This window comes from Halorubrum lacusprofundi ATCC 49239, from assembly GCF_000022205.1.
Lineage (GTDB): Archaea > Halobacteriota > Halobacteria > Halobacteriales > Haloferacaceae > Halorubrum > Halorubrum lacusprofundi.
The window spans coordinates 97,850-111,064 of sequence record NC_012028.1 but is presented as its reverse complement, the minus strand read 5'-3'; the positions used below and the strand labels follow the sequence as shown (position 1 = coordinate 111,064).

Below are 13,215 nucleotides of genomic sequence, written 5' to 3'. Positions count from 1 at the left end.
TCATGTGTCATCTCCGGGCGTCGGGTGCGTGGACAGCACGAGCTTATGAACATCGAATCCGCACGGCTCTCCACACCGTCCAGCTTCGAACGTCGGACGTCGTTGCTGGTCGGGATCCTCGGAGTCGCCGGGTCGTTTGCGTTCGCCGGAGCGACAACGGATTTCGTCGTCACTCCAGTCAGTTCGACTGTAGTCGACTTGACGCCCGGTGTAGTCGTTATCACGACGATCCAGCTACTGGGAACCCTGAGCGAACTGGTGGCGTTCATCGTTGCACTGCTCGCCACGGTCATGATCCTCTCGGGTGCGGCCCTTGTTGGCAACCAAATCGGCAGCCGAACCGGTGACTGGTTCGGTGTGATGCTCGGCGTGTACTTCACAGGGTGGTGCGTTGCAGCGCTCATCACGCGGTCACCAGTCCCCGCTCTAGCAGTTGCGATCCCAATGGGGATTACTGCCGGCCTCCGAGAGCGGTCACACGGACGAGACACCCAGACGTCAGTAGATGACCGGCGTCGACGAGCGCTGAAGACCGTCGCAGCACTCCTCGGTGCAGTCGGGCTCGGAACTGTACTCGGCCTCCGTGACGGACCGGTCGACACCGCACCCCTGTCAGCAATCCCGTCCAGCGAGCGAGAAACCATCGAACGTCGCCCGGGGCATGCTCGGCAGCAATCACTGGATATCGACGGTATTCCGGGACTTGTCAGCTCGGTTAGCGAGTTCTACGAGGTCGATATCAACACGATCAATCCGGATATCTCTGCCTCAGAATGGAGCCTCTCCATCACGGGAGCTGTCGAAAACGAACAGACCGTCAACTACACTGACCTCACGGCGATGGAGCCAGTCCATCAGTTCATCACCCTCCGATGTGTGGGGGATCTGCTCAACGGCGAACTCATGGATACCGCGCTCTGAACCGGTGTGCCGGTCCAACCGCTCCTTGCCCGTACCGGTGCGCACGGGTCACATGTGATGCTTCGGGCTGCCGACGGCTACTATGAGGTGTTCCCGTTCGAAGCGCTCGAAAACGGGGTCCTCGCCTACGGCATGAACGGTCGCACACGTCCCTGGTCACTGGGGCGAGATCAATGTCAAGTGGCTCACCGAGATCGAGGTTCTCGACCGCGAGTCGACGGGATATTGGGAAAAACGGGGGTGGCACGGGACTGGGCCGGTCAACACAGTCGCTAAACTCTGGGGAGTCAACCGCCTCGGCGACGGTCGCATACAAGTCGGTGGGCACGCCTACGCCGGTACTCGAGGAATCAAGACAGTCGAAGTATCGACCGACGGCGGGGACAACTGGACCGAGGCGGCGTTGAGTCCACAGCTCTCAGGTGTGGACGTCTGGCGGCAATGGAAATATGAGTGGCGACCTTCGACAGAGGTCTCCACTGTTGTCGTCCGAGCAGTAGACGGGTTGGGGAATCGCCAGCCCCGAGAGGTGTCACAACCGTATCCGAACGGTGCGACCGGCTGAGTGTCGAAAACGATCCGTCGGTGAGTACACCGAACTGCGTATCGAACCGTCTCCGAGTAGGTGAGCGCTCAACCGACCAGCACGAAGAGCAACTAGTAGTACACGGCTCACCGAAAATAGAGGTATACGAGCAGGGCTACACAGCCCGGAACGATACGGATAGAGGTCGGAAACCCCTGTGCTGCTTGGTCCTGTGCGAGGGCGAGGGCAACGAGCCCTGGCACACTCCCCGCGAGGAATAATCCAGCAATGATGAATCCGAAGAGTCCTGCGACACCGTTTTCTCTTCCTTTTTGAATCGAGTCCCGATAGACTAGATATCCTGCAACGAGAGCGAGGATCGGTAGGAGGAGAGAAATGAGTGCATTTCGACTAATCGCGAGAGGAACCATCAGTAGTAGAAGACCACAACAGCATCAAAAACATTCCGACGGGCCGTCATCCCTCCAGAAGTGGCTCCCGCAGCGTCCGAACTTCGTCACCGTCCTCCGTCAGCGCATATTCCACACGCGATGGGATTTCGTTGTACTGCGACCGTGAGACGAGCCCTGCCTCCTCGAACTCGTCGAGGCGCTTCGAGATCGTGGACGTGCTCGCAGTCGGCAGGTGGTCCTCGATCTCCGCGAATCGCAACGAGTCGTGCGCGCCGATGATACTGACCAGTTGCATCGCGTATTTCCGACTCAACGTATCGATGACGCCCGTGAGTGGACAGTAGCACGTTCCGTCGACGTCGCAGATGGACGCTTCTGAGGTGGTATCTGCCATATCTTCGCGGCCTCCAACGTACTCCATAGCTTTGAACTCTGAAGTATAAGAACTTCCCGTCGTAAAGTGTAGACACGAATGCCCAGCCCGACAGACTATGATCTCGTGATTCTCGGTGGCGGTGCGGCAGCATTCGCGGCAATCACCGAAGCCAGCCGGCAGGGCCTCTCGACGGCGATGGTGAACACCGGCCTACCGATCGGCGGAACGTGCGTGAACGTCGGCTGTGTCCCCAGCAAACACCTCCTAGCGGTCGCTGAGCACGGCGCCGCAGCGTCGGACAACCCATTCGACGCCGTCACTTACACAGAGGAACCGACCGTCGACTGGACCGAAGCACTCGACGGGACCGACGAAATCGTCGAGCGATTCCGACAGGAGAACTACGTCGACGTCGCCGAGCACTTCGAGACCGACATCTACGAAGGCTACGGCCAACTGATCGACGACACGACCATCGAGGTGGTCGATGGCCTCGACAAAGGGACCCGAATCGCCGGCGAAAAGGCTCTCATCGCGACCGGAAGTTCACCGTGGGCGCCACCCATTGACGGCCTCGACGACGTCGAGTACTACACCAGCGAGACCATTCTCGACGAACGCGACCTCCCAGAGAGCATCTCCATCATCGGCGGCGGGTACATCGCACTGGAGTGGGGGCAGATCCTCCACCGCGTTGGCGTCGACATCACGATCCTTCAGCGCTCCGACCGCATCCTCTCGGGGATGGAGGTGCAGCTCGGCCGAGAGATACAACGAGCCTTCCGTGAAGAGGGTATCGACATCGTGACCGGCAACGACTTCCAGCAGGTCCAAAGTGCGGCGGCAGACGGTGGCACTGAAGCAATTCAACAGGGCGTCACGGTGGAAACGACTGTCGATGGCGACTCCCGGGTGTTCACCGCAGAGGCACTCTTCGTCGCGACTGGAGTCCAGCCCAATAGCCAAAATATCGGTCTAGAGGCGCTGGGCGTCGAGACTGAGCCTGACGGGGCGATCCGCGTTGACGAGTGCTTCCAGACCACAAATTCCGACATATACGCGGCGGGCGACGTCATCGGCGAGCCCGAACTGGAGACGGTCGCCGCCAAGGAGGGCAACCACGTCGTCAAGAACGCGTTTGGCGACGAGGGGGCCACCATCGACTACAACGCCGTCCCGGCGGTCGTCTTCACCAGTCCCGAGGTCGCCGCCGTCGGCACGACCGAACTGGAGTACATGAACGAACACGGCACCTGTTCTTGTCGGACTGTCCAGATGGAGGACGTCCCGCGGGCAAAGGCTGTCAAGAACACGGATGGGCTCGTCCAGGTCGTCAAACACCACGAGACCGACGAAATCGTCGGCGTCCACATGGTCGGCCCCCGCGCCGCCGACATGATAATGGAGGCCACGCTGGCCGTGAAGTTCGACCTGACCGTCGACGACATCATCGACACGGTCCATCCGTTCCCGACGTTCTCCGAAGCGTTCAAACAGACCTGCCAGACGTTCCGGCGTGATACATCGAAAATGAGTTGCTGTATCGAGTGACACTCATTCGCCGCCAGCAACGATCTCGTCAAGTGCGCCGGATTCGTTCAGGTCCAGCAGGGCGCGATTGAGGAGCTCTCGGAGGAGGAACTCCTCGTAGTGCTGGGTGGCACAGTACTCACACGGTTTTAGTTCCTCGGCGACCGCTTCGATGTCGTCTCCGTGGGCCTCATAGAGCGATGTGAGAAGAGTCCGCAATTCCTCGGTAGTATGGTCCTGGGCCGCGCTGAGCGTCTGATCGCTGTCCTCAGGGAGGTCGTAAGAGAACACACGTGTATTCGATTTGTAATATTTCCGCGTGCCGCCGCCGGCCTCCTCAAGACGGGCGATCTCGACCATCCCAGCATCCTTCAGGACGTTCACATGGTGGCGAACCGTCGTCTCGGCCTTGTCCTCGCCCCGGCGTTGGAGTTCCTTGTGAATCCCCTCGATGGTCATCTCCTCGTCGGCGAGCATGTCCAAGATTTTCGCGCGGACGTCGTTCTCGAGAGCTTTCGCTTTCTCAGGATCGGTGGTGACGACCTCGCGGATCGGCACGTCGGATTCGAACAGGGCCATTCTGTATCTGGGTGTAGGGACACAACGACAGTAAGAGTATCGCCACCTCTTCGACGATGATTTAGTATTGATGCCACCGATATAACTTTTGTCATAATGGTTATGAGGCTCGCGAGACAAGGACGAACCAAGATGGGGACGACACAAGAGCAGTTCAACGTCGGCGGGATGTCTTGTTCCTTCTGCGCCGAGAGCATCGAGAAAGCCTACAGCCGGACCGGGGGCGTCGAGGATGTCGACGTGAGCCTCGCCCACGAGGAAGTCCTCGTCCGGTACGACGACGGCATCCTGAGCGAAGTCAAGGTGAAGGACACGCTACGGGACCTCGGCTACACCATCCGGGACCCGGACAAAGCGAAACGATACGAGCAACAGCAGGCCGAACTCGCCGACGGGAAGCGGCGCCTGCTTCTCGCCGGTGGGGCCTCCATCGTCGTTGCCGCGCTGATGGGCTGGATGATCGTCGTGATGGGGCGCTTCGAATCGGCCTCGCCCGTGATGGATCTCGTGACCCTGGGGCTGGCGCTGGGGACGATGTTCGGCCCCGGCCGCTACATCACGGAGAAGGCGTTCCAGAGCCTCCGCCGAGGAATCTTCAACCAGCACGTCCTCCTCGAGGCCGGCGCGTTCGCAGGCCTGCTTGGTGGGTTGCTCGGCCTGTTCGTCTTCCCGAGCTTTCCGACCGTCCACTTCTTCGCCGTCTCCGTGTTCATCACCACCTACCACATCCTCTCGGAATACACCAGCCTCATCGTCCGGACGCGAGCCTCCCAAGCCGTCCAGAGTCTTCTCGATCTCCAGCCGGACACGGCCCGTCGCGTCACCGACGACGGAAATGTTGAGGACGTTCCTGTCGACGACATCGCAGTCGGAGACCAGGTACGCGTCAAGCCCGGTGAAAACGTCCCCGTCGACGGCGTCGTCGGCGGCGGAAAATCCACGGTCGACGAGTCGGTCGCCACCGGCGAGTCCATCCCCGAAGAAAAGACCGAGGGCGACGAGGTTATCGGCGGGAGCGTCAACGAGACCGGGACGCTACTCGTCGAGGTGACCGCGATCGGCGACGACGCGTTCCTGAATCAGGTCGCCCGCGAAATCGAGGAAGCCCGGGCGATGAAGCCCGGTATCATCCAGCTCGCCGACCGCGTGCTCAAGTACTTCGTCCCGGGCGTGCTGACTATCGCTGCGCTCTCGTTAACCTTCTGGCTGGTCGCACCGCTGGCGTGGGGTGGTGGGCCGAACGTCCAGCGCGGCGCGTTCGCAGCACTAGCCGTCCTCGTCCTCGGGTATCCCTGCGCGTTGGGGATGGCGACGCCGCTTGCGCTCATCCGCGGCGGCGGCAAGGCCGCCAATCGCGGCATCCTGATGCGCTCGGGGGACGCCTTCCAGATCTTCCCCGACATCGACCACATCGTGCTGGACAAGACCGGCACCATCACTGTCGGTGAACCCGTCGTGAGCGAAATCGTCGGGGTGGGTGAGGGGGAGACCGACGTGCTGGCGACGGCAGCAAGTGCAGAGGCCTTCTCGGAACACCCGCTGGCCGACGCCATCCTCGACCACGCCGACGACCGCGGCGTCGAGTACGCCGACCCCGAATCCTTCGACTCTGTGACCGGGAATGGCGTCCGCGCGACCGTGGCCGGCGACGATGTCCTCGTTGGAAAGCCCGGCTGGCTCGAAGCCGAGGGCGTCGACCTCTCCGACGCCGGCGACGAGATCGAGCGGCTACAGCGCCGTGGGCTCACGGTATCCGGCGTCGTCCGCGACGGCGACCTCGTCGGCCTCATCGGCATCGGGGACGAGCTCAAGACCGACGCCGCCGAGACTGTCCAGCGAATAAAAGACGCAGGCATCACGCCGGTGATGATCACCGGCGACAACGAACGCACCGCCCAGGCGGTTGCCGAGGAGGTCGGTATCGAGCGCGTGATGGCCGACGTGCTGCCTGACGAGAAGCGCGAGGAAATTGGGCGTCTCCAAGACGACGGTGAGCGAATCACCGGTTCGCGAACGTCGTCAGAGCGCCGCTCTGACGGAAGCCACCGCGTGGCGATGGTCGGCGACGGCATCAACGACGCCCCCGCGCTCACGCAGGCAGACATCGGCATCGCCATCGGCGCCGGTACAGACATCGCCATCGAATCGGCGGACATCGTCTTGATGGGCGAGCGGCTGGGCGGCGTGATGGACGCCTACGAGATCGGCGAGGAAAGCTATCGGAAGACTCGCCAAAATCTCGCGACTGCGTTTGCGTTCAACGGGATCGGCGTCGCGGCGGCGACGACGGGGCTTGTCCACCCCGTGTTCGCGATGCTCGCGATGGTACTCTCGGTTTCGGCGGTGCTCGCAAACAGCTTCGGCGGGCAACTTCTCTCGGGCGAGGGCGTCAATACCGAGTTCGCCGTCGAAGATGAGGATAGTACCGAAATCGGAGACGGACAGCCAGCAGCCGATTAGGCCGCCACGTCGTAGCCGGCCCCTTCGATGGCTGTCGTCAGATCGTCGTCGGTTACCGCATTGTCGACGACCACGTTGACGGTGTCGGTCTCGTGGTCGGCTTCAACACGACTCACACCGTCGAGGCTTTGCAGCGCGTTTTCGACGTTCTCTTCGCACCCGTTGCACGACATCCCGATCACGGAAATCGTCTTTCGCTCCATATCTGACGATAGTCACTCACGCGGGTTGACCGTTACGGTAGTTATCGTATCGGTGTGAAATCTGTTAGAAGCAGATCGGCGCACCCCTGAGTATCGTTTGTAGTGGCCTGCAAGAAGCGGAGGCCTTCCGGGATGGAGCCAGCTGAAAATAGAGAGGATACCGATTTCCCGCCCGAAAAGCGACTCGAAGCACCGAACACGCGCCTAATCGACGCAGGCATCTCGACGATTCCAGACATGGATACGCTCCGGGAGTGCGTCGCCTACGAGAACGCCCACCAAAACCGGACACAGATTCTGCGACGCCTCGAGTGGAAAGCCGAAGAGCTGCGTGGGAACGAGGAGTAGACTCCGTTCTTAACCAACATTCCACGAGTCGAACACAAATTGTTGGTTAACGAAGAGTGGCCCCGGTTTTTCGAGCCCCTGAATGGGCGCGGGGCGGCCAGCAGCGGCCTCGCAGACCGCTACTCATGTCATCGATACCAGCACCAGCAGCAGCACTGCACGTGAAATTGCCACTGCCAGACGAGCCGACAGCGTGGCGTTCCTCCATCGAGCACCGTTCGCCCTCGACGCGTATGAACTCGGCTTCCTCCCCGGCTTTCGTGAAGACTGTGGCTATCAGCAGTCCCAGTCCACGCAGCTAGACATCCCGGTCGGGATGCTCGACAACGATTTCCGGAACCCCGATCTGGAGCGGTTCGTCGATCGGTTCTTCGAGCACGAACCACAGGTCGGTGTCATCGGCGACGTCTACGAACGCGACGACATCAACGACCACGTCGCCGCTGCTCGCGAGATTCAGGCCAGCTACCCGGAGGCCGAACTCATCATCGTCCCGAAGTCCCGAACGGTGATCGACGCGATTCCTGAAGACCTCGTCCTTGGCTACTCACGAGGCTATGCTGACCGCTTGGCGCACGAATTCTCCGACCCGCCCGACTGGCGCGGTCGGCGCATCCACATCCTCGGCGGGAGCCCACCCAAGCAACTCGAGGCTATCCGCCAGCTGACCCGACCGACGCTTTCTGCCGATCCTCCGGCCGACATCGTCGGCGTCGACTGGAATGGCTTGCATCGCGGCGCACAGTTCGGTGAGTTCTGGACGACCGACGGCTGGGACGACAGCGGTCGCGACGCTGACCACGTCACCGTTTGGAGGACGGTGCGTCATAGCCTCGCCCGAATCCGTGAGTTCTGGAAAGTCCACGGGATCTGGCCCGAGACGACACCCCAGGACGAGGGGATACACATCGAGTACGGGGGCCGACCCCAACCGATCTCGAACAGGCCGCTTGCACTGAATGTGGGACGAACGTCTGGCGAACACCTCGCGGCCCGTACGTCGCTGAATACGGGACCGGCGCAGTCTGTGGGTACTGTCGTTACGAGTGCTACTTCACCCATCGCCATCGGAATAACCACGAGGAGATCGCTGGCGAGCAGAGCGTCTACATCCCGCCGGCGTAAGCAGCGGGCTGTTTTTCGAGCCCCGGGAGGGGCGGAGGCTCGTTCGTGAGTCTTCAACCAGAGGTGACCGACAGTGAATCAACAACAGAGTGCTGAGAACGTTTCCATCGATGATATCCCGATCGATATCGCCACTACACAATCAGAACACGTCGAACCCGACGATGTCCCCGACGAAATCGGGTTGATTACCCGTGGGCTCGCGAGCGAGCGGCCACCGACGAATCCGCTCGTCGTGTTGAAGGCCGCTCGGTGGTGGTATATTCACGGAACGGGTGGAACCGATCCCGCGTTCCAGTGGGCTATCGAGTGGGCGCGCCACCTCGCGACCGATACGCCCAGCGACGTCGATCGGTTCGACGACTTCCTCGACTACCTCGTCACCGTCGGCTTCGCTGACGAGAAGACATCGCTTCGATAAGCAATCCCCATTCACACCGTGGGGTATCCAACCGGACGCTAGCGAACAGAAACGGTTCCGACAACAAGCTGTGCAGACTGAACGAAAGCCCTCAGAACTGGTAGCAGGCGACGTCCTCTCCACCACAGGTGGGACACATCTCGGTATCCGCCGGGAGGGTCGTGCCACAGTGGCGACACTCATACAGGGTGGACGTGCTGGCCGTGCGAATGCCAACCACCTCGCGAAGCACGTCGACAAGACTCATCTTCTCGGCGATAGTGTCGCACTGGTTGTTAATCCCCGCCTCCGATAGCACCCCCGAGATAAACCCCGCAGTCGCACCGTCGTTTATTGTGCGCCCCCGAGGGGTGCGGCGCGTGCTGAACTGACGCAGTTGCCGTGAACTCGATTCGGTGAATCCTATGGCTACGACCAGTGACCCGTCGGCCTCCTTTGAGGAGACCGACACACGGAACGCCGAGATGCACAGCACCATCGAAAATTGGATAGACGACCTTGTTGCAGACGTCGACGAGGCGAAGGTCAGTGAGGAGTTCCAAGAGTGGCTCGACATCCAAAGTCAGTTCCACGACTACTCCCATCGGAACACGCTCCTGATCACCCTCCAGTGTCCCCAGGCGACAAAAATCGCGGGCTACAACACTTGGCGGAACGAGTTCGACCGGCACGTCCAGGAAGGTGAAGATGCCATCTGGATCTGGGCCCCGATCATCACCAAGCAATGTCCTGAATGCGAGAACTCGCAGAGCTACCACGAGCAAAGCGACTGTGAGTACGACGAGACGCCGCCCGACGAGTGGTCGAACGGACTGGTCGGGTTCAAGCCAACCTCTGTGTTCGACGTCTCCCAGACCGAGGGCGAACCACTACCCGAGCTAGAAACCGAGGCCACGGGGGATGCCCAAGACCTGGTTCCCGTGCTCCTCGGCGCGGCGGACAATCTCGATGTCGAGGTTCGCATCGTCGACGCTGCCGACTGGGAGCACGGCAGCGCGAAGGGTGTCTGCAAATATCGGAGTAAGCGTGATCTTCACCCAGTCGTCGAGGCGAAAGCCCGCCCGAATCAGGCCGATCTCGCCGTGACGCTCATCCACGAGTACGCGCACGCGCTGCTCCATTCCGACGTCGACGACGCGACCGAGCGGTCGAAACGTGAGGTCGAGGCAGAAGCCGTCGCGTACATCGTCGGGCGGTATTTCGACCTGGATACGAGCGGGTCAGCGTTCTATCTTGCCGCGTGGCAGGGCGACGATGCGGAGGGCATTCAGGAACGTCTCGGGCGGATCAGTTCGACCGCACAGAAGATCATCGACACGGTTGCAGAGGGCTGAACACGCGGTTCTCACTGTTAACCAACGGTCAGACGGTAAGACAGTGTTTCGTTGGTTAAGTTTTTCAGCGCCCGCCGAGGGGCGGAGGCGCATTCCGACCTCCGTCGAATCATGAGTGAACTGTATCTATCCGCTGTCCTCGATGAGGCGGAACGGGTTGCAGAACAACACGACCAGATCGCCCGGTCGGCGGACGATCCAGCACACGAGTATCTACGGTACGCCGTCCTCCGGCTGCTCGAAGGCGAGACTGACGAGACGACTACGAATGGCCCGGAAATCGACGACGTAACCGTCGGGTACGGGGAAGACGACGCGATGTTCGACAGTTGGGGTGACGACGTCGAGTGGTGGGAGACGGTGGCGCCCCAAGACGGGTGTACCCGCTTCCGGATCTTCTACCCCAACGAGCACAAGGTTGTTCCACGGGGGATCGTCGACGTGATGGCCGCCCTCGGCGCGTGGCGCGTGTGGGCTGGGAACGCCGCAGCCTGTGGCTCCTACAACCATCGCGAGCGCCGTGAAGTCCACTATCGCTGGCCGGAAGGCCATCCGGTCGAAGAGCTGCTCCACGAGCGGCTCAGTGGCCCTGCGGAAGCCGTCGCTCCGGACGGTGGCCGAACGGGCGACGTCCGCGATCGGCTGGTCGTCGACGAGTCGTGTACCTGTCCCGACTGGCAGCAGAGAATACCCGACGGTGGCTGCAAGCATATGCGCCGCGTCGATAACGAAATCAAGCGCGGGCGTGTTCCGCGACCAGATGGTCGACTCCCAATTGACGCGGACTAGCTTTGGTTAACCAACAAATCGATTCTATCACCGCTCGCGTTGGTTAACGCAGACAGTATCTGACTCGCCCACCATCACGGGAGTGCCGAAGTCACGTCAACGAGTTGCTCTTCGGTCTCCCAGCGATACAGCCGTCCGTCCCGGTCGAACAGTTCGAGGACGCCGTCCTGCATCCAGCCGAAGGGGTGTTCTTCGTCCTCGTACTCTCGCTTGAGGACGTGGCTCTTCGCGAAGTACTCCGTCGTTCCAACGAGGAGTCCCTGTTCAACGAGGAAGTCGCTCGGTTCCTTCTCGGCGACGCCGACAAGGTAGGTCACGATGTCGGCGATCAGGCAGAATTTCTGAATGCTGTTGTCCCACTCCCCGCGGATGTCGACCATCCGGAAGGCGTAGGCGTTTTGCCGGCGATTGAGCCGGTCAACTACCAGGTTCAACCGGCGGATCGGCTCTCGATCATAGTTCCCGAGGACGAAATACGACCTATCGTTCTCATAGACAGGGGTCAGCTCACTCAAAGCGTGGAGAATCTCCTCGTTGTCCGCCAGCGAGATCTCTTCCTCATTGAGTTGGTCCTTCGCACTAATAAGGACCTCCTCGGGGACGGGCGGCTCTTCGTCGAACATATACAGGCTCTCTCAGCGCCGTGCGATATGATTTATGGAGTAAATCACCGGGTCAATCATGTGTAGCTTACTCCAGAGTGGTTTACTCAAGGGTAAACTACTTGCCGCCTGGGTGTGTACTGTGTCGTATGAGCACCGACCTAGGGACTGCTGGGGAAATGAAATCTCGCGAACTTGTCCACTTCGTGACTCAACAGACGCGGTTCGCGCTGGTCAACAATATCCTCCAGCACCCCGAGCAGCTCCCCTCCATGTACGAACTCGAGGAGCTCAACCCCAGTGTGAGCGAGGCGACCGTCTACAAACACATCCAGAAGCTGATCGACGCTGGCATCGTCAGGGAAGTCCCACTCGACGACGATCAGCGCCGGCAAGGATATCCCTGGAAGTTCTACGGCCTCACAGAGGAGGGCCAGACCTTCCTCGACGAACACAATCTCCTCGCCGCGGAGGAAACCCTCCAACAGATCTACGAGACCATCTCCAACAAGCCCGAGAAGATGGTCAAGTACGAGAACGCCCCTCGCCCGGACGACGCGTAACCCCGACAGAATCAGCTCCGTGTCAGTACTCAATCATCTGTTAATTTCGTACTCAGCCGCCAGCTCCTGGAACTCGGACCACTCGGGGAGACGGCCGTCCTGGATCTCGCCGTGTGTCTCGAGATACTGGAGTAGGGCATCAATCTCGTCTTCGAGTCCATACTTCGCCGCTCGCTCGCGGAGGTCGTCCTCGTCGACGTCGACGTGGCTGAGCAGGAGGAGACAGTACGAGCGGTAACGGCTGTCGTCGTCGATTAGCAGCGTGTGACAACACAGCTCCGCCGACGAAATTTCCTCTACGTGTTCGGAGTAGAGGTAGTAGCGGTGGTCGGTGAGGAGGAACTGGAGGTCGAAGGCCGCGAATCGAGCGAGCCCGGTTTCGTGGAACCCCTCCGCGTCGATCTCCGTTTCGGTCTGCGCGAGAAATTTGTCGTGATCCTCCCAGAGAATCGTCCCCTTCGGGGCGACGGATTCGAGGCGTTGGCGATGGAGATGATGTGCGAGTTCACGGGCGAACTCGTGGAGGCGGTCGAAGTCGCCGTTGAAGTCATAGCGGCCGTCGTCCGTCCCGACGAGTCCACAGTTGCGGAATCGCTTGAGGACACGGTTGACGGTATTACGGTAGTTGTCGCTCCGGTCGGCGATCTCGGCGACGGTTCGTGGCTGGTCGAGATAGTAGAGCACCTCGAGTGCCTTGCCGGTCAACAGCTCGGGGAACTCGATGTGGGAGTGCTGGCGGACGAGGTCCTGATAGCGTTCGACGGCACGAGCAGCTGACGGGACGACTCGTTTTCGCCGGCCGTCGCGTTCCGTGTAGACGAGCCCCTTCTCGACGAGGTCACCGACGGCACGGGAGAGGTAGCTCTCACTGTGGTCGAGCTTCGTCGCGAGTTCGGAGATCGTGTCGCCGCGGTCGACCGTGGCGAGGACCTCGAGTTCGATACGCCGGAGCACGGTGTAATATAGTACGAAACTTACATATAAAGAAGTTTCGAGTAGTGTTACAGAGGACGAGGTCAGCGAGT

At 60.8% G+C, this 13,215-nt stretch carries 15 protein-coding genes and 1 pseudogene; 10 read left to right on the top strand and 6 right to left on the bottom strand.

What is annotated here, in order from left to right:
• The first annotated feature begins 45 nt into the window (after positions 1–45).
• The gene (locus HLAC_RS19460) at positions 46–921 is read left to right on the top strand and encodes a molybdopterin-dependent oxidoreductase (RefSeq protein ID WP_197690646.1); all 876 of its coding nucleotides are present in this window, start codon (positions 46–48) and stop codon (positions 919–921) included.
• A gap of 169 nt (positions 922–1,090) precedes the next feature.
• Positions 1,091–1,486, top strand: coding sequence for a molybdopterin-binding protein (locus HLAC_RS19995; protein ID WP_197690647.1), 396 nt, complete (start codon positions 1,091–1,093; stop codon positions 1,484–1,486).
• Between the two features lie 107 nt (positions 1,487–1,593).
• Here HLAC_RS19995 and HLAC_RS18865 read toward each other — a convergent pair whose 3' ends face one another.
• Positions 1,594–1,878 carry a hypothetical protein gene (locus tag HLAC_RS18865; protein WP_014053355.1) on the bottom strand — a complete coding sequence of 95 codons (285 nt, stop codon included), beginning with the start codon at positions 1,876–1,878 and terminating at the stop codon, positions 1,594–1,596.
• Between the two features lie 46 nt (positions 1,879–1,924).
• Positions 1,925–2,254 carry a winged helix-turn-helix transcriptional regulator gene (locus tag HLAC_RS14100; RefSeq protein WP_012659229.1) on the bottom strand — a complete coding sequence of 110 codons (330 nt, stop codon included), beginning with the start codon at positions 2,252–2,254 and terminating at the stop codon, positions 1,925–1,927.
• Positions 2,255–2,332: 78 nt separating this feature from the next.
• Between HLAC_RS14100 and merA the strand changes: the two genes are divergently transcribed.
• Entirely contained in the window at positions 2,333–3,787 is a 1,455-nt protein-coding gene (merA, locus tag HLAC_RS14095; protein WP_012659228.1) for a mercury(II) reductase, read from the top strand.
• A 3-nt stretch (positions 3,788–3,790) separates the two neighbouring features.
• Here the strand turns inward: merA and HLAC_RS14090 are convergent, their stop codons facing one another.
• Positions 3,791–4,345: an ArsR/SmtB family transcription factor gene (locus HLAC_RS14090; protein WP_012659227.1), complete on the bottom strand. Its 555-nt coding sequence runs from the start codon at positions 4,343–4,345 to the stop codon at positions 3,791–3,793.
• Positions 4,346–4,477: 132 nt separating this feature from the next.
• Here HLAC_RS14090 and HLAC_RS14085 point away from each other — a divergent pair, with 132 nt between their 5' ends.
• Entirely contained in the window at positions 4,478–6,805 is a 2,328-nt protein-coding gene (locus HLAC_RS14085) for a heavy metal translocating P-type ATPase (protein WP_012659226.1), read from the top strand.
• Here HLAC_RS14085 and HLAC_RS14080 read toward each other — a convergent pair.
• Positions 6,802–7,008, bottom strand: coding sequence for a heavy-metal-associated domain-containing protein (locus HLAC_RS14080; protein ID WP_012659225.1), 207 nt, complete (start codon positions 7,006–7,008; stop codon positions 6,802–6,804). The two genes, HLAC_RS14085 and HLAC_RS14080, sit on opposite strands and share 4 nt — an antisense overlap.
• 132 nt (positions 7,009–7,140) lie before the next feature.
• On the opposite strand from HLAC_RS14080, the gene HLAC_RS14075 reads away from it, so the two are divergent.
• The 5 genes and pseudogenes from HLAC_RS14075 to HLAC_RS14050 all read left to right on the top strand — a co-directional run bounded on the left by HLAC_RS14075 (position 7,141) and on the right by HLAC_RS14050 (position 11,025).
• Complete coding sequence (locus HLAC_RS14075; RefSeq protein ID WP_012659224.1) at positions 7,141–7,356, top strand: DUF8129 domain-containing protein; 216 nt, start codon at positions 7,141–7,143, stop codon at positions 7,354–7,356.
• An 82-nt stretch (positions 7,357–7,438) separates the two neighbouring features.
• Positions 7,439–8,481 (top strand): annotated as a pseudogene (locus tag HLAC_RS14070) (DUF6610 family protein).
• A 73-nt stretch (positions 8,482–8,554) separates the two neighbouring features.
• On the top strand, positions 8,555–8,902 hold the full coding sequence (locus tag HLAC_RS14065; RefSeq protein ID WP_012659222.1) for a DUF8013 domain-containing protein: 348 nt from the start codon (positions 8,555–8,557) through the stop codon (positions 8,900–8,902).
• A gap of 404 nt (positions 8,903–9,306) precedes the next feature.
• The gene (locus HLAC_RS14055) at positions 9,307–10,236 is read left to right on the top strand and encodes an ImmA/IrrE family metallo-endopeptidase (protein WP_012659220.1); all 930 of its coding nucleotides are present in this window, start codon (positions 9,307–9,309) and stop codon (positions 10,234–10,236) included.
• 111 nt (positions 10,237–10,347) lie between these two features.
• Positions 10,348–11,025 carry a hypothetical protein gene (locus HLAC_RS14050; RefSeq protein WP_012659219.1) on the top strand — a complete coding sequence of 226 codons (678 nt, stop codon included), beginning with the start codon at positions 10,348–10,350 and terminating at the stop codon, positions 11,023–11,025.
• A gap of 74 nt (positions 11,026–11,099) precedes the next feature.
• On the opposite strand, the gene HLAC_RS14045 is transcribed toward HLAC_RS14050, so the two are convergent.
• Positions 11,100–11,648 carry a DUF8170 family protein gene (locus tag HLAC_RS14045; protein ID WP_012659218.1) on the bottom strand — a complete coding sequence of 183 codons (549 nt, stop codon included), beginning with the start codon at positions 11,646–11,648 and terminating at the stop codon, positions 11,100–11,102.
• Between the two features lie 128 nt (positions 11,649–11,776).
• Here HLAC_RS14045 and HLAC_RS14040 point away from each other — a divergent pair, with 128 nt between their 5' ends.
• A complete protein-coding gene (locus tag HLAC_RS14040; RefSeq protein WP_012659217.1) occupies positions 11,777–12,190 on the top strand; it encodes a MarR family transcriptional regulator in 414 nt (137 codons plus the stop codon).
• A gap of 33 nt (positions 12,191–12,223) precedes the next feature.
• On the opposite strand, the gene HLAC_RS14035 is transcribed toward HLAC_RS14040, so the two are convergent.
• Positions 12,224–13,144: a MarR family transcriptional regulator gene (locus HLAC_RS14035; RefSeq protein WP_012659216.1), complete on the bottom strand. Its 921-nt coding sequence runs from the start codon at positions 13,142–13,144 to the stop codon at positions 12,224–12,226.
• Positions 13,145–13,215: the final 71 nt, after the last annotated feature.

Bases quoted from the DNA above. Each gene is read 5' to 3' on its own strand.
- HLAC_RS19460 (WP_197690646.1), top strand. From the start codon at position 46: ATGAACATCGAATCCGCACGGCTCTCCACACCGTCCAGCTTCGAACGT.
- HLAC_RS18865 (WP_014053355.1), bottom strand. From the start codon at position 1,878: ATGGTTCCTCTCGCGATTAGTCGAAATGCACTCATTTCTCTCCTCCTA.
- HLAC_RS14100 (WP_012659229.1), bottom strand. From the start codon at position 2,254: ATGGCAGATACCACCTCAGAAGCGTCCATCTGCGACGTCGACGGAACG.
- merA (WP_012659228.1), top strand. From the start codon at position 2,333: ATGCCCAGCCCGACAGACTATGATCTCGTGATTCTCGGTGGCGGTGCG.
- HLAC_RS14090 (WP_012659227.1), bottom strand. From the start codon at position 4,345: ATGGCCCTGTTCGAATCCGACGTGCCGATCCGCGAGGTCGTCACCACC.
- HLAC_RS14085 (WP_012659226.1), top strand. From the start codon at position 4,478: ATGGGGACGACACAAGAGCAGTTCAACGTCGGCGGGATGTCTTGTTCC.
- HLAC_RS14080 (WP_012659225.1), bottom strand. From the start codon at position 7,008: ATGGAGCGAAAGACGATTTCCGTGATCGGGATGTCGTGCAACGGGTGC.
- HLAC_RS14075 (WP_012659224.1), top strand. From the start codon at position 7,141: ATGGAGCCAGCTGAAAATAGAGAGGATACCGATTTCCCGCCCGAAAAG.
- HLAC_RS14055 (WP_012659220.1), top strand. From the start codon at position 9,307: ATGGCTACGACCAGTGACCCGTCGGCCTCCTTTGAGGAGACCGACACA.
- HLAC_RS14050 (WP_012659219.1), top strand. From the start codon at position 10,348: ATGAGTGAACTGTATCTATCCGCTGTCCTCGATGAGGCGGAACGGGTT.
- HLAC_RS14045 (WP_012659218.1), bottom strand. From the start codon at position 11,648: ATGTTCGACGAAGAGCCGCCCGTCCCCGAGGAGGTCCTTATTAGTGCG.
- HLAC_RS14040 (WP_012659217.1), top strand. From the start codon at position 11,777: ATGAGCACCGACCTAGGGACTGCTGGGGAAATGAAATCTCGCGAACTT.